23 protein-coding genes and 1 tRNA gene are annotated in these 22,721 nt (G+C 57.1%); 20 read left to right on the top strand and 4 right to left on the bottom strand.

The window, feature by feature from the left end:
* Positions 1–80 precede the first annotated feature (80 nt).
* The 9 genes from MHI24_RS26740 (at position 81) to MHI24_RS26780 (ending at position 10,016) form a co-directional block, all read left to right on the top strand.
* The gene (locus tag MHI24_RS26740) at positions 81–1,691 is read left to right on the top strand and encodes a helix-turn-helix domain-containing protein (protein ID WP_340022587.1); all 1,611 of its coding nucleotides are present in this window, start codon (positions 81–83) and stop codon (positions 1,689–1,691) included.
* Between the two features lie 96 nt (positions 1,692–1,787).
* Positions 1,788–1,871: transfer RNA gene (locus MHI24_RS26745), tRNA-Leu, on the top strand.
* Between the two features lie 239 nt (positions 1,872–2,110).
* Positions 2,111–2,818, top strand: coding sequence for an RNA polymerase sigma factor (locus MHI24_RS26750; protein WP_340022588.1), 708 nt, complete (start codon positions 2,111–2,113; stop codon positions 2,816–2,818).
* Entirely contained in the window at positions 2,769–3,074 is a 306-nt protein-coding gene (locus tag MHI24_RS26755; protein WP_340022589.1) for a hypothetical protein, read from the top strand. The genes MHI24_RS26750 and MHI24_RS26755 overlap by 50 nt, the downstream gene beginning before the upstream one ends.
* 18 nt (positions 3,075–3,092) lie before the next feature.
* On the top strand, positions 3,093–3,968 hold the full coding sequence (locus MHI24_RS26760; protein ID WP_340022590.1) for an ABC transporter ATP-binding protein: 876 nt from the start codon (positions 3,093–3,095) through the stop codon (positions 3,966–3,968).
* Complete coding sequence (locus tag MHI24_RS26765) at positions 3,965–5,197, top strand: ABC transporter permease (RefSeq protein WP_340022591.1); 1,233 nt, start codon at positions 3,965–3,967, stop codon at positions 5,195–5,197. Before MHI24_RS26760 ends, MHI24_RS26765 begins: the two co-directional genes overlap by 4 nt.
* Positions 5,194–5,826 carry a hypothetical protein gene (locus MHI24_RS26770; protein WP_340022592.1) on the top strand — a complete coding sequence of 211 codons (633 nt, stop codon included), beginning with the start codon at positions 5,194–5,196 and terminating at the stop codon, positions 5,824–5,826. The genes MHI24_RS26765 and MHI24_RS26770 overlap by 4 nt, the downstream gene beginning before the upstream one ends.
* 217 nt (positions 5,827–6,043) lie before the next feature.
* Positions 6,044–9,520: a PAS domain S-box protein gene (locus MHI24_RS26775; RefSeq protein ID WP_340022593.1), complete on the top strand. Its 3,477-nt coding sequence runs from the start codon at positions 6,044–6,046 to the stop codon at positions 9,518–9,520.
* Between the two features lie 100 nt (positions 9,521–9,620).
* A complete protein-coding gene (locus tag MHI24_RS26780) occupies positions 9,621–10,016 on the top strand; it encodes a NusG domain II-containing protein (RefSeq protein ID WP_340026803.1) in 396 nt (131 codons plus the stop codon).
* Here MHI24_RS26780 and MHI24_RS26785 read toward each other — a convergent pair.
* The 3 genes from MHI24_RS26785 to MHI24_RS26795 are packed head-to-tail and all read right to left on the bottom strand — an operon-like array spanning position 10,009 to position 13,002.
* Positions 10,009–10,905 (bottom strand): TIGR03943 family protein, encoded by an 897-nt coding sequence (locus MHI24_RS26785; protein WP_340022594.1) that lies wholly within the window; start codon positions 10,903–10,905, stop codon positions 10,009–10,011. The genes MHI24_RS26780 and MHI24_RS26785 overlap by 8 nt on opposite strands.
* A gap of 38 nt (positions 10,906–10,943) precedes the next feature.
* Positions 10,944–11,933, bottom strand: coding sequence for a permease (locus MHI24_RS26790; protein ID WP_340022595.1), 990 nt, complete (start codon positions 11,931–11,933; stop codon positions 10,944–10,946).
* Between the two features lie 31 nt (positions 11,934–11,964).
* On the bottom strand, positions 11,965–13,002 hold the full coding sequence (locus MHI24_RS26795) for a GTP-binding protein (protein WP_340022596.1): 1,038 nt from the start codon (positions 13,000–13,002) through the stop codon (positions 11,965–11,967).
* Positions 13,003–13,312: 310 nt separating this feature from the next.
* On the opposite strand from MHI24_RS26795, the gene rpmG reads away from it, so the two are divergent.
* The 8 genes from rpmG (at position 13,313) to MHI24_RS26835 (ending at position 20,071) form a co-directional block, all read left to right on the top strand.
* Complete coding sequence (gene rpmG / locus MHI24_RS26800; RefSeq protein WP_036725285.1) at positions 13,313–13,462, top strand: 50S ribosomal protein L33; 150 nt, start codon at positions 13,313–13,315, stop codon at positions 13,460–13,462.
* Between the two features lie 57 nt (positions 13,463–13,519).
* On the top strand, positions 13,520–14,728 hold the full coding sequence (locus MHI24_RS26805) for a GTP-binding protein (RefSeq protein ID WP_340022597.1): 1,209 nt from the start codon (positions 13,520–13,522) through the stop codon (positions 14,726–14,728).
* Between the two features lie 1,130 nt (positions 14,729–15,858).
* Positions 15,859–16,566 (top strand): metal ABC transporter ATP-binding protein, encoded by a 708-nt coding sequence (locus tag MHI24_RS26810; RefSeq protein WP_340022598.1) that lies wholly within the window; start codon positions 15,859–15,861, stop codon positions 16,564–16,566.
* A complete protein-coding gene (locus tag MHI24_RS26815; RefSeq protein ID WP_340026804.1) occupies positions 16,512–17,351 on the top strand; it encodes a metal ABC transporter permease in 840 nt (279 codons plus the stop codon). The genes MHI24_RS26810 and MHI24_RS26815 overlap by 55 nt, the downstream gene beginning before the upstream one ends.
* A gap of 21 nt (positions 17,352–17,372) precedes the next feature.
* Positions 17,373–18,536: a metal ABC transporter substrate-binding protein gene (locus MHI24_RS26820; protein ID WP_340022599.1), complete on the top strand. Its 1,164-nt coding sequence runs from the start codon at positions 17,373–17,375 to the stop codon at positions 18,534–18,536.
* 22 nt (positions 18,537–18,558) lie between these two features.
* On the top strand, positions 18,559–18,828 hold the full coding sequence (gene rpsN / locus MHI24_RS26825) for a 30S ribosomal protein S14 (RefSeq protein WP_340022600.1): 270 nt from the start codon (positions 18,559–18,561) through the stop codon (positions 18,826–18,828).
* A 155-nt stretch (positions 18,829–18,983) separates the two neighbouring features.
* Positions 18,984–19,403: a DUF6157 family protein gene (locus tag MHI24_RS26830; protein WP_340022601.1), complete on the top strand. Its 420-nt coding sequence runs from the start codon at positions 18,984–18,986 to the stop codon at positions 19,401–19,403.
* Positions 19,404–19,444: 41 nt separating this feature from the next.
* A complete protein-coding gene (locus MHI24_RS26835) occupies positions 19,445–20,071 on the top strand; it encodes a class I SAM-dependent methyltransferase (protein WP_340022602.1) in 627 nt (208 codons plus the stop codon).
* A gap of 129 nt (positions 20,072–20,200) precedes the next feature.
* Here MHI24_RS26835 and MHI24_RS26840 read toward each other — a convergent pair whose 3' ends face one another.
* Entirely contained in the window at positions 20,201–20,785 is a 585-nt protein-coding gene (locus MHI24_RS26840; RefSeq protein WP_340022603.1) for a helix-turn-helix transcriptional regulator, read from the bottom strand.
* Between the two features lie 202 nt (positions 20,786–20,987).
* On the opposite strand from MHI24_RS26840, the gene MHI24_RS26845 reads away from it, so the two are divergent.
* From MHI24_RS26845 to MHI24_RS26855, 3 genes are all read left to right on the top strand, one after another.
* Positions 20,988–21,275: a Dabb family protein gene (locus MHI24_RS26845; RefSeq protein WP_340022604.1), complete on the top strand. Its 288-nt coding sequence runs from the start codon at positions 20,988–20,990 to the stop codon at positions 21,273–21,275.
* Between the two features lie 218 nt (positions 21,276–21,493).
* On the top strand, positions 21,494–21,946 hold the full coding sequence (locus tag MHI24_RS26850) for a HepT-like ribonuclease domain-containing protein (protein ID WP_340022605.1): 453 nt from the start codon (positions 21,494–21,496) through the stop codon (positions 21,944–21,946).
* Positions 21,947–21,972: 26 nt separating this feature from the next.
* Positions 21,973–22,638, top strand: a complete 666-nt coding sequence (locus tag MHI24_RS26855; RefSeq protein ID WP_340022606.1) for a metalloregulator ArsR/SmtB family transcription factor — start codon at positions 21,973–21,975, stop codon at positions 22,636–22,638.
* Positions 22,639–22,721 lie beyond the last annotated feature (83 nt).

Genomic DNA, 22,721 nt, shown 5'->3' on the forward strand with positions numbered 1-22,721 from the left:
ATCGGTAAGGTTGATAGATCTTCTTTTTTGTTTTACACTTGAGTCTATGATAATGATTCTCAGTCAGGAGGAGCGGCAGTATGACGGAACCGTTGCAGGAACACGCGAAGACAAGGCTGCTCCACAGCCTGATGAATATAGAAATGGTTACACATTCCCCGTCCGGGATGGATCAGACCGCAGTCTATCAGGAGCATACCTTGATTGTTGTGACGGAGGGGCAGGGTTGGCTCAAGGCAGAGGACAGGCAATATCCTCTGGAGAGAGGGACCGGATTCCTGGCCGAGGCCGGATCGCTGAACCGGATTCAGGCCGGGGAGCAGGGGATCAGCTGGTACCGACTGGAGTTCAGCCTCATTCCGGCAGGGCGCGGCAAGCTTGGTACAGGGGACAAGGGACCGCAGGGGCTTGGTGAATATATGCTCCGCCTGGGTTATCTGGATTGCCGGCCGTTCTCGCAGTGTGCCTTGCTGCTGGATTCTATCTTTTACAGCTTCCGGCGTCCTGAGGATCTCGAATGGTTCGCGGCCCAGACCCGGTTCCAGGAGCTGATGCTGCTGATTATGCGGGCGAATGCTCCACACCTGAAGGCTAAGGATGACCGCGTGGCTGTGGAGGATTCGATCCGCTACATGGAAGAGCATTGCAGTGAACCGTTATCCGTCGATCAGCTGGCTGAGATTGCCGGGATCGGGCGGGCACGTTACACGCAGATCTTCAAAGATATAACCGGCCGGATGCCTCTGGAGCACTTGAACGGACTGCGTATTGAACGGGCCCAGCAGCAGCTTCTGCTGACCCGCGACCGGCTGCATGAGATTGCCCTGGCTGCGGGCTACAGCAATGAATATTACTTCAACCGCCGCTTCAAAAGAACGGTAGGCGTCACTCCCGGACAGTACCGGAGCCTCCATCAGGAGGGGGTCCGGGTCTTTGCCCCTTGTCTGGAGGATTATCTGCTGGCACTGGGCATCACTCCGGCTGTGCAGTATTGCCATGCCAAATGGGGCAAGCAAGAATACCTCGGGCTGGATCAGGTTCCGGCGTTCGATATCTCAAGCGGAGACTGGCAGGGTCTCTCCCGTTATAAGCCGGAGCTGATTATGCTGGATGACGGCTTCCGGCGCTGGCAGCTGGGGGAATGCAGCCGGGTGGCCCCGCTGTTCCGGCTCCCGTTCCACCAGGAGGACTGGCGGGCAACGCTCCGCAGCGCAGCAGCCGTCTTCGGAAGAACGGCACAGGTGCAGGAGGTGATCGGCCAATATGAGGAGCAGGCCCGGCAGGCCAAGCGGCTGCTCAGCCGCAGCGTCCGCGGGCAGACCGCAGCGCTGCTGCGGATTTCGGCCTGCGGGGTGACCCTGTATGGCAGCGAGAATCTGGGCTATGTCTCGAATGTGCTGTATGACGATCTGGGGCTGGGGCGGCATCCTCTGGTCCGGCAGCTTACCCGCGGGCAGAAGCGTGTGAGCCTGAGTTCTGAAGAGCTGTCCGGCTTGACCGCAGATCATTTATTCATTACCTTCGACCGGCAGGAGGGCGAGGGGCGTGAGCTGCTGGATACACCGCTGTGGAGAAGCCTGCCTGCTGTACGCAACAACTGTGTGTACGAGGTGGATTTCATGGCCTGGATGAATTACGGTGTGCTGTCGCATCAGCGCAAGATCGCGGATGTGCTAAATGTGATGGCTTGAAGCAGTATGTCAGCGCAGAATAAAAAAGACTTGCAATTCTCCGCCAAAGAGAGTATATTCTTAATTACGGTGATTGAATCACTGAATACATAATATGCGGTCATGGCGGAATTGGCAGACGCGCTGGCTTCAGGTGCCAGTGGTAGCAATATCGTGGAGGTTCGAGTCCTCTTGACCGCATCCGCATTACAAACAGGCTTCGGATGACTGAATATAGTCATCGCGAAGCCTCTTTTTGTTTTTCTTTTGGTGTGTTAGAAATATGAGTTCCGCGCCGGAATGAACAGTTAGGCTATAAGACACCGGCATCATTCACCCGTTGAATATTTTTTTACAGACACACTGTAACCTTTCGGCGGGTTCAGACGAATAAGCAGTGGAGGGCACAGCAGGAGAGGAGGCGGCAAGAGGCGGACAGTATGGAATATAAGAATGCAGAGGCCCGGACGTCACAGTCAGGGAAGGCAGGACAAGCTCCGCCCGAGGAGGAGAATGCGGTGCTTCTCAAGTTCCGGGAGGGGAGCCTCGAGGCGTTTGAATGGCTGGTCCGGCACTACCGGGAGCCTGCGGTACGGTTTGCGTACCACTTAACGGGCGATTATTACACTGCCGAGGATCTGGCGCAGGACTGCTTCGCCTATCTGCTGGTGTACCCGGAGAAGTATGATTACCGGGCCTCCTTCAAAACGTATCTCTTCACCCTTGTGCGCAACAAAAGCATTGACTCCATCCGCAAGCGCGCAAGACAGCGGAGTATGCCGCTCGCAGAAGAGGGCGGCAGGCTGGCGGGAACGGATATAGCAGATCTTGCGTCCGGCAAAACTGGCAGCATACATATACCGGATGAGGATAACCCTGAGCGGCTGGCCATTATCCGGGAGGAGGACCGGGAGTGGCGGAGAAGGCTGCTGCGGCTGAAGCCGGAGTACTGCCAGGCTATCTATCTGGTGGATCTGGCACAGCTGTCCTATGAGCAGGCGGCTGCGGTCATGGGCCGCGGGGCCATGAGCTTCAAGGTGCTGCTGCACCGGGCCCGCAAGAAGCTTAGACAAGTCTACGAGAAGGAGGAGTGGGATTGTGAAGTCCAAGGAGCAGAGGCACGAACAGGAGCAGCTATTTCTGGATGAGGTCTACCGCAAGGCCCGTCTGCTGGAATATGACAAGCGCGAAGCGGAGAAGGTGCTGTACAACCGCAAGATAATGGCAAAACGCAGGGTATGGACGGTATCCGCGATCACAATCGTTACGGCTGCTTTTGCCCTGATGATCCATATGGGAAAGATCGACCAGTGGACGTGCGTTCTGCTGTCCCTCCTTCTGATTGCGGCGGGTCTGCTGATCGAGAAGCTGGAGCTGGCATGGAGCCCGGAGAATGACAGATGAACAGAGGAGAGGAAGGCAATGGAGCTAGTTGTTAACCATTTAACCAAAACGTACGGGAGCAAGCAGGCGCTGCAGGATATCAGCTTCCGCGTAGGCGAAGGGATTCACGGCCTGCTGGGGCCAAACGGGGCGGGCAAAACCACGCTGATGCGCCTGCTCGCCACCCTGCTGGAACCGACCTCGGGTACGGTGGAGATTGGCGGAGTTCCCTTGAAGGATAAAGCGCGCGTCCGCGGGCTGGTCGGGTATCTGCCCCAGGAATTCGCCTTCTATCCGGGGATGAGCGTCTATGAGGCGATGGATTACCTGGCGCTGTTATCCGGTATCGGCGGCCGCGCCGAACGGAAGCGGAGGATTAATCATCTGCTGGAGCAGGTGAATCTGACCGAGCAGCGCCGGACCAAGGTCAAGGCGCTGTCCGGCGGAATGAAGCGGCGGCTCGGTGTGGCGCAGGCCATGGTTCATGAGCCGAAGCTTCTCATTGTCGATGAGCCGACAGCCGGGCTTGACCCGGAGGAGCGCATCCGCTTCCGGCGGCTGCTCAGCCGGTTCGCCGAAGGGCGGATTGTGCTTTTGTCCACGCATGTTGTTGAAGATGTGGAGTCCACCTGTGAGCAGATGACCGTATTGCACCGGGGCAGCCTGCGCTATCACGGCAGAATCGGCGATTTAACCGCCGCGGCCGCCGGGCGCGTGTGGATTGCTGAGCTGGAACGAACGCAGTGGGAGCGGGACCGCGACCGGTTCCCGGTATTGTCCGCTGTGCCGGAAGGCAGCCGGATGCGGGTCCGCGTTCTGTCGGATGATCAGCCCTATGCAGAAGCGCAGCAGGCTTCGCCATCGATTGAGGATGCGTACCTCTACCTCATGCGCAGGGAGGAATCGTTCGTATGATTGCCCTGATCGGCAAGGAGATGCGCATGACCCTGCGCAGTCTGGTCTTTTACCTGTTCATTATCGCCAGTGTCTTCTTCTACTTGACTTCCTATGCTACAGAGGAGACCTGGGGTGAGCTTGGTCCGCCCACTGTTGGCACGCCGCAGAATCTGGGCACGGCGGAGCACCCTTTTTACGGCTGGGCAGAGCCGGCAGATTCCCGCAGTCTGGCTGAACAGATGAAGCTTAGTATGGTGCGCGACCTGGAAGCCGAAACCGCTGAGAAAATCCGGCTGGGCTTCCCTGTTCAGGTAAAGCTGGATGCTAAAGAGAAAGAGGCGCTCGCTGCCGCCATCGCGGAGCTGGATCAGATCCTGAAGTCCCCGGACAGTTACACTATGGAGGAGGTTAACCGTGTCGGGGAGACCTTGAACAAGCATCTGGGCGGCAGCAGTATGTATAAGCCGGGGCTGAGTGATTTCGGTTATGGTATTGAGTCAGTGGATGAGGCTATGAAGGTACAGGAGGAAGCGCTTGCCGAATACCACGCCAAGGTAGATGCAGGTGAACTTCTGCCTGGAGCAGCGCGATACTTCAGCGACTACCTGTCGCTGCCGGCCGGGATTTTCCCTGTCTTCCTGTCCGCCTTCCTGCTGCTGCGTGACCGGTCCAGCCGGATGCATGAGCTGATCTACAGCCGCCGGGTCTCCCCTTGGGTGTACGTCAGCTCCAAATTTATCGCCCAGGGCATCATGCTCTCCTTGATCTATCTCGCCCTTGCTGTCCTCGGGGGCTGGCAGACAGCAGATACTATGGAACTGACAGGCCAGACGGGGCAGGCGGTAACGGTCTTTCTCGGGTACACCGCCTGGTGGCTGCTGCCTACCCTGTGGGCTTCGGTAGCCTTCGGGATGTTCGGCTCGATGCTGTTCCGCCGGGGAATTGTCCCGGTTGCCTTGCAGATAGTGTGGTGGTTCGTATCGGTGCTGCCGCTGATGGGCTCCTACGGGCTGAACCGGCTGTTTATCCGCTTCAACTCACCTGATGATTACATTCTGTATAAGGAATGGGCCGATGAGATTGCCTTGAACCGCAGCTTCTACTTACTGCTTGCCGTGCTGTTGGCCGCAGGGGCGGCGTGGCTGTGGGAGAGAAACCGCAGCCGGACGGATGCCTCCGGAAGGCTGAGCCGGAGGAGCTCCAAGCGGGCCCTGGATGGCATTCTGGAAGTGGAGGGAGCGCGATGAGGCGGCAGATTCTCCTGCCGCTGGCCGGGTACAACCTCAAGCTGACGGTGCATTATTCCTGGCTGCTCTCAGCGGCGCTGCTGGCTGCTGTCCCGGTCTTCCTGGACCCGCAGCTGATGGACAGAGCAGGGGCCGCGAAGCTGGGCGAGCTGCTGGTCAGCTTCACCGGGCTAATCGTCTATCCGCATCTGGCGCTGCTGGAGGATGGCGGCATCTCCGAGACGCTCTATGCCAAGCGGTTACGCCAGCATCCGTTATTCCTGTTCCGCTGGCTGCTGACCGCACTCTACATTTTCCTTGCCACTGCTATGCTGTTCGGCTGGCTGCATGGCGCCGGTGCTGCGTTCGCCTTGTGGCCGATGATTGGCGGGACGGTGATAACCGCAGTAGCGCTAGGATCGGCCGGACTGACAGCTGCGCTTCTGTGCGGCAACCTGTCGGCCGGATACATTGCCGGCTTCGCCTGGTATCTGCTCGACTTCACCACCAAAGGCAGACTGACTGGCCCCTTCTATCTGTTCGGCCTGCTGCGCAGCGGCTGGGATCACGATAAATGGCTGCTGGCCGGCTTATCGCTCGCCCTTGCGGTATTGTGTACCTTCTGGCTGCCGCGCCGCAGATTGGACTAATTCTTATAACAACCGCCCTGATGTCATCATGATGACAGGGGCGGTATTTTTGTGCAGAGTTGCAATCCGGCTATGGTCTTATTCCGCTGAAGCTGGCGGCGGCTGCTCCCGGGTGTGCCTGGGGAGGAGAGGACTTCAGCACTGGAGCATATTTTCCGAAAAAAAGGTATACTGTAGTAAATTTAGGTCCCCCACTTATACAGAGGAGGCTTTAGCTTTGTCTGATACTCTATTTAAGCACTTATATCTGCGTTCCTCTACCGGCTATGCGGCAGTATCGACTGCGGAGGGTGTAATGCTGATGGCCAATCCTGCATTCTGCGGGATGTTCGGATATACAGAGGATGAACTTAAAGCAATGAGCTATCTGGATCTCGTCGATCCTGAAGACCGGCATACCCTGGATCACGCCAAGATTATGGAATACCTGCTGGCGAGCCCCGGTGTGACTGTGGATACAGAGCAGCGCTTTAGACATAAGAACGGCGGAACCCTTTGGGTGGCGCTCCATGCTTTTCTGATTATGGATGAATGGACGGACAGGCCGTCGCACCTGGTGGCGGAGATGACCGACATTACGGCACGCAAGCTGGCGGAGCAGAAGATTGAAGAGGACTATCATCTGTATAAGCTGATTACACAGAATACCCCGGATATGATCTCCTTCGCCGATCCGGACGGCACCCTGCGTTATGTGTCTCCTTCTGTCGAGACGCTGCTTGGCTACTCCACAAGTGAGATGATCGGCCGGAACAAACGGGATTATTATCATGAGACGGATGCGCTGGAGATGACCCGGCCGGGGAAGCTCTATTCGGACAATGATGTCTTTACCCGCAGGGCGAGGCATAAGGAAGGGCATTACCTTTGGATTGAGAGCACTTTTCAGGTGATGCGGGACGCTGATGGCAAGGTGCGGCAGATTCTGACGATTGCGCGGGACGTCACCGAGCGCAAGAAAGTGGAAGATATGCTCGCTTATGCGCAGGAGCTTGGACAGATGGGCTCCTGGGAGTGGGATTCTGTTGCCGGGCAAATGACTGTCTCCGGCCATTTAATGGCTATATTTGAGCTGGGCAGGAACTGCGGCAACCATACGGTGCTTGAATACAGGCGGTTGCTGGACTGTGTGGTGCCGGAGGACTTGGCGGCGCTGCGGACGGAGCTGCATCGCACGCTGAAGGCAGGGGTGAACGGCGAAGCGATTTTCAGGGTGAAGAGCAGGGAAGCAGGGTGCAAGTTCATCTATGCCCGCTGGGTGGTTATTCTGGATGCCTCCGCCCGGGTACAGCAGGTACGCGGCATGGTGCAGGATGTTACGGAACGCCAGCGGATGGAGGAGCAGCTCCGCGAGAGTGAACGCAATTACCGCCTGATCTCGGAGAATTCCCAGGACTTCATCACCCGGAACAGCACCGATGAACAGGCGACCTTCCTGTATGCATCACCTATCTGCCGGGAGATGCTGGGATTTACGCCGGAAGAGATGGTCGGTACGGGCGGGATCAGCTATGTCCATCCCGGGGATGTTGCCCGGGTGCAGCTCTATCTGGAGCGCACCAGGCAGGGCCTGGCGATGGAGCCTATCGTATTCCGTTACCGGTGCAAGGACGGCTCCTATCTGTGGGTAGAGACCACGCTTCAATATACGGAGACGGGAACGCCGGGAGTGACCGAGATGATCGGCGTGACCCGCAATATCTCGGAGCGCAAGCAATATGAGCTGAAGCTGCTGGAGAGCGAGAACCGCTACAAATCGCTGTTTGAATACAATCCGTCCGCCATCAGTGCGATGGACCTGGAGGGTTACATACAGTCACTCAATGCCAGTCTGGAGCAGCTGACGGGATATTCCCACGGGACTCTGCAGTATTCCAGCTACAGTGAGATCATTGATGAAGATGAGCTGGACAAGGTAAACCGGCGGTTCCATGCCGCCGCCGGGGGATTAGCCCAGACCTTCGAGACCCGGCTGATCCGCCACGACGGGCAGCGGGTTGAGGTCAGCATGATTTATGTCCCGATTCTGGTCGATCATGAGGTGGTCGGTGTGTTCGCAATTACCAGTGACATTACGGAGCGCAAAAGGCATCTGGAACAGATTGAGAAGCTCAGCTATGAACATGCGCTCATTCTGAATTCTGTGTCGGAAGGGATATTCGGCATGAATCTGGAGGGCGAGACCGTATTTATCAATCCGGCAGCCTCTGTCATGCTGGGGTACCACCCGGGCGAGCTGGCCCGCAATATCAAGCTGCATACGGTTGCCCAGACCTGGATGGACGGCGAGCTGTACCCCGGAGGCCAGCGTACGCTGGCAGAGCTGCTCCAGATGAATTCCTTCTATGAGCATGAGCAGGAGGGGGTATTCTGGCGGCAGGACGGCTCCAGCTTCCTGGTCAAATACCGGATGACTGCCTTATATGATAACGGTGAGCACAAAGGAGCGGTGGTGGTCTTCCGCGACATTACAGAAGAGAAGGCCGTAGTCCGGGCCAAGGAATCAGCGGAGAAGGCCGACCGGGCCAAGTCCGAGTTCCTCGCCATCATGAGCCATGAGCTGCGCACCCCGATGAACGGGATCATTGGCATGGCCGATCTGCTGTCAGGCACAGAGCTTACCGAGGAGCAGCAATACTACACCCAGATTATCAATAAAAGCGGAGCCGCGCTGGTGCACATCCTGAACGAGGTGCTTGACTTCAGCAAGATAGAATCCGGCATGATGACGCTGGACCTGCAGCCGGTCGATATCCGGCAGGTTGTCCAGAATGTCTGTGAGCTGTTCTATCCGCGGATTCAGGAGAAGGGGCTGATTCTCCGCAGTGATATTGCGCCGGACATTCCCGGCCTTGTAATGACCGATGAAGCCAGGCTGCGGCAGATTCTGGTGAATCTGGTCGGTAATGCGGTGAAGTTCACGGAAGAAGGAGAGGTTGGAGTGGCCGTGAGGCTGGAGGCCGCCCGGGAGCAGGGTCCGCTGATTCTGCGGTTCGCGGTAACGGATACCGGTATCGGTATTCCCGAGGGCAGCCAGAACCTGTTATTCCAGTCCTTCACCCAGCTCGACCCTTCCATTAACCGCAAGTACGGCGGGACCGGACTTGGGCTGGCAATCAGCAAGAAGCTGGCCGAACTGCTGGACGGCACTATTGGAGTGAACAGCAGTGAAGGGGAGGGCTCAGAGTTCTATTTCACCATCTCTGCGGGGCTTCCTCCCGAGGAGTCCGGCGGACTGCTGCTGACTGGAGCTGTTGCCGCCAAGGAGTATAGAAGCGGAGTCTTCAGTATGGACCAGCCGGAGGCTGCATACGGGCCGCTGTCCATCCTTGTTGCCGAGGACCATCCGGTGAACCAGCAGATTATCCAGGCCTTCCTCCGCAAACGCGGGTACACCTCCGATCTGGTTGCGGACGGGAAGCCGGCGGTTGAAGCGGTGCGCTCCCGGCACTATGATCTGGTGTTCATGGATATTCAGATGCCGGGCATGGACGGCATAGAGGCGGCGAGGCAGATCCGTAGCGCTGTGGGGCTGTCGCCGGTAATTATTGCTGTAACGGCCTTTGCCCGCAAGGAAGACCGGGAGATGTGCCTGCGGGCCGGGATGCAGGACTTCATCTCCAAGCCGATCCGCGGAGAGGAGCTGGACCGCGTACTGCGGGATTGGTCCGGCAGTGTGCGCAGTCAGAGCTGAGGTTGACAAGGTCCCCAGGGCTGCGGTAATATTCGTAATTATTACGAATATATAATGGCTATATTAACTGCCTAACGAAAGGATTACAACAGTGCAGACCATGAAACGCGGAGATTTCCTGCTCATTCTGATCGTCCTGCTGGCTGCCGGCTCCATCTATGGCTACAGGTGGTTCCAGAATCATAATGAGCATTATGCCCAAGGCGATCTGAAGGCTGTAATTACGGTGAACGGCAAGGAGTACCAGACGGTAACCTTGACCAAGGAAGAGCAGGTTATCGACATCCGTACCCGGTACGGCCATAATACGCTGAAGGTATATGACTACGGCATACAGATGACCTTCTCGGACGCCCCTCTGCCCATTGCGCTGGATATGGGGTTCATCTCCAAGCCCAAGCAGCAGATTATCTGTATCCCGGCCCGGCTGCTGGTGGAGATTATCAATCCGGCCTCTTCGATTGACGATGACGACGCGCTGGATGCGGTTATCTGAGCGCTCCGGGCGGCTGCTCTTTCAGCTCTTCCCAGGCTGCTACGGCATCAGCGTTCGTATACACATAAGGCGTAGTCGGTGCCTGAACCGCAGTAATGCTCTCCGGAGCAATCATCAGGGTCTCGGCACCCTTATATACCGCCACATCAAGCTTGCCCCGAACCTCAATCCAGGTATCGGCGGGCAGGCTTATTGGCGTTCCCGGCTCCAGCAGGATGCCGAAGGGGGTCGCATCCGCTGTGCAGCACTGGACCAGAAAACGGCTGACAGCGTAAGCGGACTGGCCGGCCCCCTGCGGCTCGCGGTACAGGAAGCCGGATACAGAGATCTCCTTGCCCGCGAATTGTGACTTGTACAGATTCATGGCCCCCAGCGTCTCGGAGTAAATCTCCGGCCGCACCGGAATGACCGGCTCGGCATACAGCTTGCCTGCAAGCTCCGCGAATTCGGCTTCGTAAGGATTGGCCGGAGTGAATGTCGAACCGCTGTTAGTGCTGGTGCCAGTGCGGGACTCCACAGCGGTATAGGACAAGGCCAGCCCTTTCCTGGCGGCAGCGGCACTGCCGAGCGCGCGGTCGGGCAGCAGAACGCCCAGCAGGAGCGGAAGCAGAAACAGGCTGTAGAGGACGGAGCTGCCTAGACCGGAGCGGGGCAGGCGGTGCTCGCAGTCGCACAGGGCTGCGCTTCTGCCGAGCACCGCCTGAAGCCCGAGGCTGAGCGCCATCAGGACGAGCGGAACCGGGCATAGCCTGATCCAGCGGGCCAGCTTGGGGGCCACGTAGTAATGAAGCGCATCCTGCTGGACCAGATGTCCGATATAGAGCGCCAGCGCGAGCAGAATCGCCGCTCTCAGCAAATAGTGAATCCGGATGCTCCGGGGATTATTCATAGGAATCCTCCTGCGTGGTTAAGGGTCATTCTGCACAGCTACAGCCAGAGAGAGACCGCCACGGAGCCGGTGAAGACCGCCGCGAAGATCAGGAAGAACAGGTATAGCGCGAACCTGGTTTTGAACAGGGACAACAGCATGAGCGCGTTCTTGAAGTCCAGCATCGGGCCCAGCACCATGAACGCCAGCAGGGAGCCCGCCGGGAAGGAATGCAGGAACGTGGAGGCGACGAAGGCATCCGAGGTGGAGCAGAGCGAGAGGGCGAAGGACAGGCCCATCATGAACAGATAGGAACCGACCGGCTGTCCCCCGATGGCGGCCAGACTGCCTTGGTGCAGGAAGGTCTGAAGGCCGGCGGTCAGCAGGCAGCCGATAATTAAATATTTGCCCATTTCAAAAAACTCATCCGAGGTATGCACGAAAACAGCCGCGAGCTTGCCGCCGAGCGGTTCCGTGCGGTGCGCTTCTTCTCCTCCGCTCCGGATGGTGAGGCGCAGCGGAGATTTGCGGACGTTGGCATAGAGGACAAGGCCGATGAAGGCCGCCACGGCCAGGGCCAGTCCCATCCGGGCGTAGGCCAGCTCCGGGTGGGAGCGGAAGGCCATAAGCGTAGCGCCGTAGACGACCGGGTTCACGATGGGACCGGACAGGATGAAGACGACAGCGACATACAGCGGCATTCCCTTATGCATCAGGCGGCGTACGAGCGGGATCATCCCGCATTCACAGACGGGGAAAAGAAGCCCCAGCAGACAGCTGAACAGAACCGCCGGCACCGGGCGGCGCGGAATCCAGCGCTGGATGACCCCGTCCGGCACGAACACGCGGAGCAGGGAGGACAATAGCGCGCCCAGCAATACAAACGGCAGAGCCTCCAGCAGAATGCCGAGGAATGCCGCTTTGAAGGTGTCGGTATAGCCGTTGTCCGCAAGCTCCAGGTGCCCGGGGAGCCAGAGGACGCCGAGGGTGAGCAGGAACGCGGCGGGAAGGAGCAGCGGAATTATTTTGACCGGAGTTAAGGCTGTCATGGCTTCATCGGCTCCTTCCTCATACCTGTAATCAGCTGAACAAGCCGGCCCAGCTGCGGCTGATTGCCTTCTCATCCAGATTCAGTCCAATGCACACTACATACGGCTGGCCCGGATAGCTTGAAGCTTCCCAGGAGATGCGGTTGCCTGCGTATTGCACCAGCTGTACGGAGTCCTGTCCGGCCAGCCGCACATGCCCTTTGGCCCGCAGCAGGCTGTAGCCCCATTGACGGAAAAATTGCTCCAGCTGCTCCTGCCGCAGACTGCCGCTGACAGCCAGGGGAACGGTTAATGTTACTGCTGTGACTTGGGAGTAAGAGCCGGCTGGCTCAGATTCGGGTTCCAGCTCATGCACTGCGGTGGCGCTGCTGCTTGCGCTTGGGCTGACCCGCTTAAGCGCTGTGGCGCTGCTGCTGCCGGGGCCGCTGCGGCGAACGGAATTTCGTATGGCCCGGGCAGGAATACCGGCCAGCAGCGGGGCGAGATTAATCTGGCTGTAATGGGTGAATACCAGCTCTGCCTCCGAATGATGCCTGCCGGCCATTTTCTCAATCTTCCATAAAGTCTCAGGCTCTACCAGATCGCTCTTGTTGACGATGATGAGGTCGGCAGTGGCGATCTGCTTGCGCAGCGTGCGGACCAGCTGCTTGTCGGATGAGAAGCGGCTGCTGTACTCCAGCGCATTCTCGGCATCCAGCACCGTAATGGTGTGATGCAGCACCAGGCGGTCCGCCAGAGGCGGCGACTGCAGCGTTGCGGCAATCTCATCCGGGTCAGCGACCCCGGTCAGCTCAATGCAGATCAGATCCGGGCGGCGCACCAGCAGCGCGGTCAGGCTGCGCGGCAGCTCATCCTTGCGGCTGCAGCAGATACAGCCGTCCAGCAGCTTCTCGACACTGGTGCCGGTCTGCTCCTGGAGGATATAGCCGTCCACATCCTTTTTTCCCAGCTCATTCATGATGACACCGGGGCTCAGCCCTCTCCGCTTGCACTCCTTCAGCAGACTCAGCAGCAGAGTCGTTTTACCGCTCCCCAGGAATCCGCTCAGTATGATCACAGGTATTCTCATGGCTCACACTCCCGTTCCTTAAGTTCCGTCCCTTCAGGGGCGGTCAAGCCTTTAGTGCAAATATAAGAATTTATATGTTGCACACGATAAATTATCCTTCTATTTCTCGCTGAAACGGTACCGTCCTTTATAAGGACTGCAAAGCCGTTTCCACTTGTTGTATTTCCATCTATACGTAAGGCCTGCGCCGGAAAGAACCCCTGTCTAAGAGAGTTGAATAATTGAGATTTCCTGTTGACACGGGACAGGTGGAGCATGTAATATGTGTAAATCGTAATAATTACGATTAGACGAAAGGAGTTGGCTTAGGATGAGAGTCATCGTTACCTTGGCTTGTACGGAGACGGGCGACCGGAACTATACCACCACGAAGAACAAGCGGACCACACCGGAACGGCTGGAGATGAGAAAATATTGCCCTCGCCTGAAGCGCGTCACCCTGCACCGCGAGACCCGTTAAACGGCCGGCTGGCCGGACTGGCTTGACGGTAACCAAATCTGTCTAAGGAGTATACCGATGAACAAAATTCCTGTTACTGTACTGAGCGGCTACCTGGGTTCAGGCAAAACAACACTGCTCAATCATATTCTGCATAACCGTGACGGCCTGAAGGTGGCCGTGATCGTCAATGATATGAGCGAAGTGAATGTGGATGCAAATCTGGTGAAATCCGGCAGCACGCTCTCGCGGACCGAGGAGAAGCTGGTGGAGATGTCGAACGGCTGCATCTGCTGCACGCTCCGGGATGATCTGCTGCGCGAGGTCCATCTTCTCGCTTCGGAAGGACGCTTCGATTACATTCTGATCGAGTCCTCCGGCATCAGCGAGCCGGTTCCGGTCGCCCAGACCTTCACGTATGCCAATCCCGAGCTGGATATTGACCTGACGGAGCTGGCCAGACTCGACACCATGGTTACGGTCGTGGATGCGAACCGTTTCTGGCATGATTTCGCTTCGGGAGACAGCCTGCTGGACCGCAATATGACGGCGGGTGAAGGGGATTACCGGGATATCGTCGATCTGCTGATCGACCAGATTGAGACCTGCGATGTGCTGCTGCTGAACAAATGCGATCTGGTGGAGGAAGCGGAGCTGAACAAGCTGGAGGCAGTGCTGCGCCGGCTTCAGCCGCGTGCGAAGATCATCCGTACCGTGAATGCGCAGGTTGATCCTGCGGAGATTCTGAACACGGGCCGCTTCGACTTTGAGCAGACCAGCCAGTCCTCCGGTTGGATCGCTGAGCTGGGCAAGGAAGAGCATACACCCGAGACGGAGGAGTATGGCATTACCTCGTTCGTCTACCGGCGCAGAGCCCCGTTCCACCCGCAGCGGCTGAGCTTCTTCTTCAGCAACTGGCCTGCTGAGGTGGTCCGCGCCAAAGGCCTCGTCTGGCTGGCCGCACGCGGCGATCTGGCGGCGACGGTCAGCCAGGCAGGACCGTCGATCCAGTTCGGCCCCGCCGGCTACTGGCTGGCGACCCTGCCGGTGGAACAGCAGCAGGAGGTGCTGGCCACCGAGCCGGATGTGCTGGCGAAATGGGACGCGCAGTGGGGCGACCGGCTGAACGAGATAGTATTCATCGGGGTCAGCATGAACCGTGAGGATATCGAGGCCCGTCTGGACCTCTGCCTGCTGACCGACGCAGAGATGCAGCAGGACTGGAGCAGCTTCAACAATCCGCTGCCTTGGCCTGCGGAGGAGCTGCTTGCGGCAGCGCAGGAGTAGGCGGAAGCTGGTGCTGGGGAAATAGTGCAGTGTGTGGGGAGCCGGAATCATTGAGCTGATTCCGGCTTCTCTGTGCTTACGGCATTGTGCGGGCGGAATGTAGTCGGAAAACCGATTACAATGCGCAGGCGCGGGGTGTGCGGGCTGAATGTAATCGGAAAACCGATTACAATGCGCAGGCGCGGGGTGTGCGGGCCGGATGTATGCGAAAAACCGAACACATTCGGCGCTGCGTGGGCATGAGGAGCAAATGTAATCGAAAAATCGAACACATTCGGCGCTGCGTGGGTACGAGGACCAGATGTATGCGAAAAACCGAACACATTCGGCGTTGCGTGGGTACGAGGAACAAATGTATGTGAAAAACCGAACACATACGGCGCTGCGCGGGTACGAGGACCAAATGTATGTGGAAAACCGAACACATTAGGCGACGGCGGAGGTACATGGGCCGGATGTATGCGAAAAACCGAACACATTCGAGCGCTGCGTGGGTACGAGGGCCGGATGTATGCGAAAAACCGAACACATTCGGCGCTGCGCGGGCACGAGGGCCGGATGTATGCGAAAAACCGAACACATTCGAGCGCTGCGTGGGTACGAGGGCCGGATGTATGCGAAAAACCGAACACATTGCGCCTAGTGTGGGCGCGCATGCGCAATGTAATCGAAAAACCGATCACATTGCGAGTAGCGGGGATGAGCGCGCTGGATGAGGGCACTGGAGCCGGAAGATTGCGGAATACCGAGCACAATGCGCAATAGTTGGTACGACGGCGTATGGTCTGGTGATTATTTAGCTTGCTGCCTTGAAATCAGGAGTATTGAGCAGCTGCAAATCGGTGCGATTACGATAAATTTACGTTTACGGGTTTACAAATCGTAATTGTTACGATAAACTCAATGAAGTTAAATAGTAATTATTACGAATAGAAGGCGAGTTAATAGCTACTTAATAGCTACTTAATAGCAATTTGCTAACAAGTCACTAATAATTAACTAACTAGTAACTGACAAGCCAACAACAAGTCAACAACAAGCCAACAAGCGACTACCAAGTCATTAACAATCAACAGACACTCTAGCTCATTCACCCTGCTACAGTGTCAGGAAGGGAGGGACGATGCCATATGATTCTGTCCTCGATGCGGGATGTGGTGTTCGGCTACGGGAACGAGCCGGTGATCAGCGGCTTGTCGCTGGATATTGAAGCCGGGCAATTCATCGGCATAACCGGTCCGAACGGAGCAGCAAAGACTACGCTGCTCAAGCTGATGCTGGGCCTGCTGAAGCCATGGAGCGGAACGGTCACCCTGAACCGGGGGATGGATGGAGCAGGGCGGCCTGTGATCGGTTATGTGCCGCAGCAGGTGGCCTCCTTCAATGCCGGGTTTCCCAGCAAGGTAATTGAGCTGGTCCGCTCCGGCTGTTATGCCAGGCTCGGGCTGTTCGGCCGGTTCTCGAAGCAGCAGGAGGCGCTGGTTGAGCGCAGCCTGCGGCAGGTAGAGATGTGGGAGTACCGCAATTCCCGGATCGGAGAGCTGTCCGGCGGGCAGAAGCAGCGGATCTGCATTGCCCGGGCGCTGGCCCAGCAGCCGCAGGTGCTGGTGCTGGATGAGCCGGTGACGGGGATGGATGCTGCCAGCCGCAGCGGCTTCTATCAGCTGATGCGCCATGATGTTACCAGCCATGGCCGGACGGTCATTATGGTTACCCATAACCTTGGAGAGACAAGTTCCTATCTGGATACAGTGATCAGCCTGGAACGCAAAGAGCAGGAGGGCTGGACATGCTTGGTTACGAATTCATGCAGCGTGCATTTTGGGCAGGAGGCCTGATCGGCCTCATTGGCCCGTTGCTTGGCGTGTACCTGATGCTCCGCAGGCAGGTGCTGATGGCAGATACGCTATCGCATGTATCGCTTGCCGGAGTTGCACTGGGCTCCGTGCTGCACTGGAATCCGGCGCTCAGCGGCTTTGCCGTGGCTATAGCCGGCGGCCTTGTCATTGAGCAGCTGCGCCGCTCTTACCGTACATACAGCGAGCTGCCCGTAGCGATCATTATGACCTCGGGCCTGGCGCTGGCTGTCGTGCTGATGAGCCTGAAGCAGAATCTGGCGAAGAGCTTCAGCTCCTATCTGTTCGGCTCTATCGTTGCGGTCAGCGATACACAGCTTAAGCTGATTGCAGCGGTGGCCGCCGCCGGCCTGCTCTATTTCATCATCCTGCGCCGCCCGCTGTACAGCCTGACCTTCGACGAAGAGACGGCAACCATCGGCGGCGTCCGCACCGGTCTGCTGTCCTTCTCATTCGCGGTGCTGACCGGCATGACCGTTGCGGCAGCCATGCCGGTGGTCGGCGTGCTGCTCGTGTCCGCTCTGATCGTCCTGCCGGCCTCCATTGCCCTGCGGATCGCTTCAGGCTTCACAGCAGCGATTCTTATCGCGATCGGCACGGGTCTTACCGGTGTGTATGCCGGACTGACGGCTTCCTACTATATTAATACGCCTCCCGGGGGCACCATTGCCCTGATTCTGCTGGTGTTCCTGCTGACCGTTATGGCATTGCAGAAGATGGTCAGACGAAGAAGCCGCCGTAAGCTTCACCATTCCCAAACTATATAAGAAAAGAGGTCAACACATCCCATGTCTATGTTGAAATCAGTACACCGCTCCAGAAACGGATTCAGAATCCGCCATCTGGCCGCTGTATCCCTGACGTCCATCCTGATTCTCGCCGGCTGCGGAAGCAATAACACGGCGGGCAATGCGGCATCTGCCGGCAGCCCCGAGGCCACTCCTTCTATTGCTCCTTCCGCTGCTGCTTCTGAAGCGCCGGGGAACCGCTTGAATATTAAAGTCAGCTTCTACCCGATGTATGAATTCACCAAGAATATTACCGGAGATCTTGCTGATGTGGAGGTTCTGGTCCCGGCCGGGGTCGAGCCGCATGACTGGGAGCCGACCGCGAAGGATATGGCCGATATTTCGGATGCCGATGTGCTGGTCTATAACGGTGCAGGAATGGAGGGCTGGGCACAGCAGGTCATTGACGCCGCAGCCGGGAGCAGCCTGCTTGCCATTGAAGCCAGCAAAGGGCTGGAGATCGTGGAGGGCGCCGAAGAGGAGCATGAGCATAATGAAGACCACGATTATGACCATGACCATGACCATGATCAGGCTGCCGCTGATACTGCCGACCACGACCACGATCATGCGGATGGCGAATCCGCTGCCGGAGAAGCAGAACATGATCATGACCACGAACACAGCCATGACCACGGCGGTCTGGACCCGCATGTCTGGCTGGACCCGGTCATGGCCATCGGAGAGGTCCGCACGATTGAAGCGGCGCTCTCCAAGGCATCCCCGGAGAATGCCGCAGCCTTCAAGGCGAACAGTGAAGCTTATATCGCCAAGCTGGAGCAGCTCGACCAGGAGTTCAGAGACGGGCTGAAGGACACGAAGCGCAAGGATTTCATTACTCAGCATGCCGCCTTTGGTTATCTGGCCCGGCAATACGGCTTAACACAGGTGCCGATCGCCGGATTATCACCCGAGCAGGAGCCTTCCGCAGCCCAGATGGCCGATATCGTGGAGTTCGCCAAGGCGAATAAGGTGACCACGATCTTTTTTGAGACACTGGTATCCTCCAAGGTAGCCGATGCTATTGCCCAGGAAATAGGCGCGAAGACGGCTGTGCTGAATCCGATTGAAGGGCTGACGGATGAGGACGTTAAGAATAATCTGGATTACCTGGGTCTCATGCGCCAGAATCTGGCCGCGCTGACCCAGGCGCTGAACGAATAGGAAGGGAGGTCGGATTCAGACCATGGCTAAGAAATCGAAGGTTATCAAGGAATTGAAGCGGCAGGAGCTGGTAGCCAAATACGCCGCGAAACGCAGAGAGCTGAAGGCAGCGGGGGATTGGATGGCCTTGCAAAAGCTGCCGCGCGACTCCTCGCCTGCCCGGCTGCACAACAGATGCAGCGTAACCGGCCGGCCACGCGGATATCTGGGCAAATTCAAGATATCCCGGATCGTCTTCCGCGAGCTGGCGCATAAGGGCCAAATTCCCGGAGTTACCAAGTCAAGCTGGTAGGCCTGGAAATCATTTCATAGCTCCGCTAATGGCAGGCGGCTGGTTCTCTGTGATACAGGGATCAGCCGCCTGTTTGTGTTAATCGCTTCTGTCGGAACCGCAGAATTGGGTTATAATAGAAGCAGAACATCTGTCTGCTGGAGGAGGCGTATTTCATGAGTTATACGGATACATTCATACGGGTGTCCGAAGATTGTCCGTCTGAGACAGGCATAGTTCCGGTATCCGGCCGGACACTTCCGCCCGCCCATGTCATTCAGTACCATTTGCTGGCTGAATCACCTTACCGGTATACCCATGAGGAGCTGCTGTACGAAGTCCATGTACGCCACAAAGCGATTCCCGAAGAGGAGCGTGAAACGCGCCGGGAGGAGCTATATACTGAGCTGTTCTCCAAAAAACATCCGTGCCTGCGCGCCTCCATGCTGCCCAAGAAATTCGGCTGGGGGCTTCATTATAATGCAGAAGGCAAGATTGCCCTGTATGCCAGGGAATCTCCGGAGTATGATTATTACACCTCCAGTGACGAAGCAGGCGTGAAGCTGCTGAATGCGATGCGCAATAAGCGGGGCTGATCAATAAGAACACAATTTCGGACACAGAAAGAAGGAACAGCATGACAGAGTATTGGGATCACAGGTTTGCCGGGGAAGGGATGATCTGGGGGAGCGGGCCGAGCCCGTCAGCGGAATGGGCGAAGGAGCGGTTTCGCAGGGCAGGGGTGTCTACGGTGCTGGTTCCCGGGGCCGGTTATGGACGGAATACCAAAGCTTTTGCCACTGAATTTACAGTTTACGGCATAGAATTAAGTGAAGCGGCACTGGAGCTGGCGAGGGAATGGGACCCGGCTACGACCTTTATTGCAGGATCGGCGCTGGAGCCGCAGCTTACAGCTCCGGTGGATGCGGTCTATTGCTATGATGTGCTGCATTTATTCCTGGCGGAGGACCGCCGCAGGCTGATTGAGGCAAGTCTTGCTCAGGTCCGGCAGGGAGGGCTGCTCTACTTCACCAGCTTCTCTGATGAGGACCCCAACTATGGCTGCGGAACGGAGCTGGAGCCGGGAACCTATGAGTATAAGAAGGATAAATACGCGCACTTCTTCAGTGAGGCCGGACTCAGGTCGGAATTCGCCGGAACGGAGATTCTGGAGACAGGTACGTTTACTGAGATTTTACATAGCCCGCAGGGCGGCACGCATGAATACATACTAAGAACGATTCTCGCACGCAAACAAGTGTAAACGGCCGTCCTTTTAAAGGAGGGTTCCGTTTCAGCGAGAAATAGAAGGATAAACCGCCCTCCAGCAGACGCCAAAAGGCCCTTCTCCGGGGGAAGGACCTTGCTTCGTTGATGGCCTGCATAGACTGAGTTAATGATGCTCGCAATCCGCGAACAGAATATGCCTTGGAATGCGGAAGAAATTCTCCGCCTTCTCCTGCAGGGCCGGTGTAGGCAGATGGCAATGGTGCAGCCACTTGCGGAAGGTTCCGGGATGCACGCCGATCCAGATGCTGACATCGGTTACCGAGAAGTCATACACCATGCAGAGGCCGGTCAGAATGGCATTGCGCTGCGGTGAATGGGCAAGCGTTCTTTTCATGAAGCGGGAAGGGGTCGGCTGGCATACAATCGGACTCTGCCGCACAAGAGCTTCATTGAACAGGATATGCGGAGGATAGCCTAAATGGCGGCAGACCTTGTCCAGATTGGTTCTGGACGGAATGCGGCCTTCATATACCCAAGCGCTTACGCTGCGGGAGGAAACGGAGAGCTCTTCGGCAAGCCGGGAGAGCTTCATGTCCTTGGCCATCAGAACGGCCAGCAGCACGCGGTTGCGGATCTGGCTGCGTGTGGGACGGCGAAATCGTTTGACCCGTACACCTTGTCCAAGATATTTGCGGTTGATCAGAGACCAGGCCTGAATTTTATGTGTTTCTTGCTGATTCTTAGGCATAATTCCTCCGGTTTACTGATTTCATGAAGTGGTCGTTGTTCTAGTTTAGCTGTTATGACTTTAACATTTCATCAAGGCATTCGTCCAGAGGCGAGGCTCCTGTTTTGCTCAAGATCCGGGATTGTTTCAGTAATGCTGAGGTTTATGATATATTTTTAGTAATCTAATTTACAATAATCTAAGAGCTGGGAGCGGGATTTCGATGATCAAGCATATTGTATTTTTCAAATTAAAGGACCGGTCCCCGGACAAGGTCGCAGAGACGGTTGCCGTGCTGCGTAATATGGAAGGCCGCATTCCGCAGCTCCTGTCCATTGAAGTCGGCGCCGATGTGATTCATTCCGAGCGTTCATTCGATATTGCGCTGGTTACCGAGGTGGCCTCGCTGGAGGATTTGCAGGCGTATCAGGTGCATCCGGCCCACAAGGAAGTCATCGCCCATATCAACGAGGTTAAGGAACTGTCTGTAGCTGTTGACTACGAGGTCTGAGTGTACGGCAATTCTGTAAGTCGCTAGCCCATTATGGACAGAAAGCGGTGAGGGAAATGCGCGAGCTGGAGTATCCGATGGAAGCGTTGACGTATCTGATTGTTTTTGTAGCGGCGTGTGTGGTCATGCTGTTCTGGCTGAAGCGCCGGGGCAGGCGCGGGAAGTAAGGGAACGGCTCAGGCCGCTTAGTCAAAATACCGCAGGGTGGAGGGTCAGCTGTGTATTATGTCAACCGGAAGCAAATTGAAGTGATTCTTGAACAGATCCCTGATCTGAATGAAGGTCTGCGCCACGCGGCTGCTTCCTGGGACGGAAGCACGATGATGGGCCTTATGCAGGAACGCTGCCTTCATCTGGCCGTTGAGGTGGTCACGGATGTCGGCAGCTGCCTGATCGACGGGTTCATTATGCGCGATGCGGGTAGTTACGAGGATATCATCTCCATTATTCATGATGAGCAGGTGCTGGGCGACAGCGGGATCTATGAAGCTCTGACCTCCCTTGTAGCCTTGCGCAAGCCGCTGGTTCAGGACTATTATGTGTGGAACCGGCAGGCGCTGCATCCAATGACAGCGGGGCTGCCGGAGATTCTTGAGCGGTTCGCCGCCGAGGTGCGCAGATATCTGGACCAGGAGCTGGGCAGCGGGGCTATAAGCCAGGCAGGGCCATAAGTAATCTGACAGAAAGGAGATTCTCTATGGCGAAGAAAGGTCAGGAGAGCGGTTCTACCCGGCGGATGATTATGACGCTGCTGAAGATGCGGGGGCCGCTGACGATCAGCGCGCTTGCAGAAGAACTGGGGATTACCGAGATGGGTGTCCGCCGCCATGTGCTGCAGCTGGAGCAGGAGTCACTGGCCAAGACCCGGGTGGTGCGCCAGGCGATGGGACGTCCCATCCATGTCTATTCGCTGACGGAGAGGGCGGAGGATCATTTTCCCAAAAGCTATCACAATCTGGCGCTGGAGCTGCTGCGGGAGCTGGACCACGGGAGCGGCGGCGAAGCCGTCAATCAGCTGTTCGAAGGCCGCAGGAAGCGGATGCTGGCCCAGTACGGCAAAGTGATGCAGGGCCGTGATCTGGAGCAGCGGGTCGCCGAGCTGTCTTCGATTCAGAATGCCGGAGGGTATATGGCGGAATGGAGCAAGGAGGAAGACGGCTCCTACGTCCTGCGTGAATATAATTGTCCGATCCGCCAGGTGGCGGCAGAGTACCGCAAGGCCTGTGAGTGCGAGCAGCATCTGTTCGAGGAGCTGCTGGATGCCAAGGTGATCCGCAGTGAGTGTATGGCCGAGGGCGGCCAGTGCTGCCGGTATGCGATTACCCCGGGCTCCAGGGAGAAAACTTCCGAAATGAAGAGCTGAACAGTCACAGGACATCCTCTCTATGCTTATGATATAGCAGAACTAGGCGATCGCCCGGTGGCCGGGCAGAGGCACTTACAATC

Source organism: Paenibacillus sp. FSL K6-1096 (genome assembly GCF_037977055.1).
Classification (GTDB): domain Bacteria; phylum Bacillota; class Bacilli; order Paenibacillales; family Paenibacillaceae; genus Paenibacillus_AQ.

Coding starts and splice junctions, on each gene's coding strand:
- MHI24_RS26740 (WP_340022587.1), top strand. CDS start 81: ATGACGGAACCGTTGCAGGAACACGCGAAGACAAGGCTGCTCCACAGC.
- MHI24_RS26750 (WP_340022588.1), top strand. CDS start 2,111: ATGGAATATAAGAATGCAGAGGCCCGGACGTCACAGTCAGGGAAGGCA.
- MHI24_RS26760 (WP_340022590.1), top strand. CDS start 3,093: ATGGAGCTAGTTGTTAACCATTTAACCAAAACGTACGGGAGCAAGCAG.
- MHI24_RS26765 (WP_340022591.1), top strand. CDS start 3,965: ATGATTGCCCTGATCGGCAAGGAGATGCGCATGACCCTGCGCAGTCTG.
- MHI24_RS26770 (WP_340022592.1), top strand. CDS start 5,194: ATGAGGCGGCAGATTCTCCTGCCGCTGGCCGGGTACAACCTCAAGCTG.
- MHI24_RS26780 (WP_340026803.1), top strand. CDS start 9,621: ATGAAACGCGGAGATTTCCTGCTCATTCTGATCGTCCTGCTGGCTGCC.
- MHI24_RS26785 (WP_340022594.1), bottom strand. CDS start 10,905: ATGAATAATCCCCGGAGCATCCGGATTCACTATTTGCTGAGAGCGGCG.
- MHI24_RS26790 (WP_340022595.1), bottom strand. CDS start 11,933: ATGACAGCCTTAACTCCGGTCAAAATAATTCCGCTGCTCCTTCCCGCC.
- MHI24_RS26795 (WP_340022596.1), bottom strand. CDS start 13,002: ATGAGAATACCTGTGATCATACTGAGCGGATTCCTGGGGAGCGGTAAA.
- rpmG (WP_036725285.1), top strand. CDS start 13,313: ATGAGAGTCATCGTTACCTTGGCTTGTACGGAGACGGGCGACCGGAAC.
- MHI24_RS26805 (WP_340022597.1), top strand. CDS start 13,520: ATGAACAAAATTCCTGTTACTGTACTGAGCGGCTACCTGGGTTCAGGC.
- MHI24_RS26810 (WP_340022598.1), top strand. CDS start 15,859: ATGATTCTGTCCTCGATGCGGGATGTGGTGTTCGGCTACGGGAACGAG.
- MHI24_RS26820 (WP_340022599.1), top strand. CDS start 17,373: ATGTCTATGTTGAAATCAGTACACCGCTCCAGAAACGGATTCAGAATC.
- rpsN (WP_340022600.1), top strand. CDS start 18,559: ATGGCTAAGAAATCGAAGGTTATCAAGGAATTGAAGCGGCAGGAGCTG.
- MHI24_RS26830 (WP_340022601.1), top strand. CDS start 18,984: ATGAGTTATACGGATACATTCATACGGGTGTCCGAAGATTGTCCGTCT.
- MHI24_RS26835 (WP_340022602.1), top strand. CDS start 19,445: ATGACAGAGTATTGGGATCACAGGTTTGCCGGGGAAGGGATGATCTGG.
- MHI24_RS26840 (WP_340022603.1), bottom strand. CDS start 20,785: ATGCCTAAGAATCAGCAAGAAACACATAAAATTCAGGCCTGGTCTCTG.
- MHI24_RS26845 (WP_340022604.1), top strand. CDS start 20,988: ATGATCAAGCATATTGTATTTTTCAAATTAAAGGACCGGTCCCCGGAC.
- MHI24_RS26855 (WP_340022606.1), top strand. CDS start 21,973: ATGGCGAAGAAAGGTCAGGAGAGCGGTTCTACCCGGCGGATGATTATG.